We start from the raw sequence: 981 nt of genomic DNA, 5'->3' as shown, positions 1-981 counted from the left end.
CCAGTCGACTGGCACGCCCCGCACCCACAACTCCCCCGCCGACCGCAACACCCGCGCCACACCACCCTCACCCCGCCGCAACGACCCCACCACCACACCATCCGAGACCCCCACACCCGCCAGCACATCCCCCACCGCACCCACCAACACAGGATGCGCCCCCACCTCCACAAACGACCGAAAACCCTCACCAGCCAGCACACCCACCGCCTCCGCAAAACGCACCCGCGACCTCAGATTTCGAAACCAGTAACCCCCCTCAAGCTCCCCCGCACCCACAATCCACCGACCCTCCACCGTCGAAAAAAACGGCACCTCCGGAACCCTCGACCGCACCCCCACCAACCAGCCCGCCAGCTCCTCCTCCACCTCATCCACCTGCGGCGAATGCGACGCATAATCCACCGCCACCCTCCGCACCCACATCCCAGCCCGCTCCCACAAACCCACCACCTCATCCAAAGCCACCACATCACCCGCCACCACCGTCGACAACGGACCATTCACCGCCGCCACCACCACCCGACCACCCCACCGAACAAGAACAGACTCCACCTCATCCACCGACAACCCCACCGACGCCATCCCACCCCGCCCAGCAAGCCGCTCCCCCACCACCCGACTACGACCCACCACCACCCGCACCGCATCCTCCAACGACAACACCCCCGCCGCATACGCCGCCACCACCTCCCCCTGCGAATGACCCACCACCGCAGCCGGAACCACCCCCAACTCCCCCCACACCCGCACCAGACCAGCACCCATCACAAAAGAAGCCGGCTGCACCACATCCACCCGCCCCAAAGAACCCTCAGAACCCACACCCCCCAACACATCCAACAACGACCAGTCCACCAGACCAGCCAACACAGCAGAAGACTCCTCAACCACCTCCCCAAAAACCCGCGAAAACCTCGACGACCCCCCCAGCAAAGCAGCCCCCATACCCACCCACTGAACACCCTGACCAGGAAACAC

1 protein-coding gene is annotated in these 981 nt (G+C 65.5%); it reads right to left on the bottom strand.

The window, feature by feature from the left end; genetic code table 11:
• On the bottom strand, window positions 1-981 hold a 981-nt coding region (locus AC559T_RS14130; RefSeq protein WP_498868986.1), incomplete at its 3' end, for an acyltransferase domain-containing protein.

Origin of the sequence: Frankia sp. Hr75.2, assembly GCF_949319125.1 — a bacterium.
GTDB classification, from domain to species: Bacteria; Actinomycetota; Actinomycetes; order Frankiales; family Frankiaceae; genus Parafrankia; species Parafrankia soli.
This window is presented reverse-complemented; position numbering and strand designations above follow the sequence as displayed.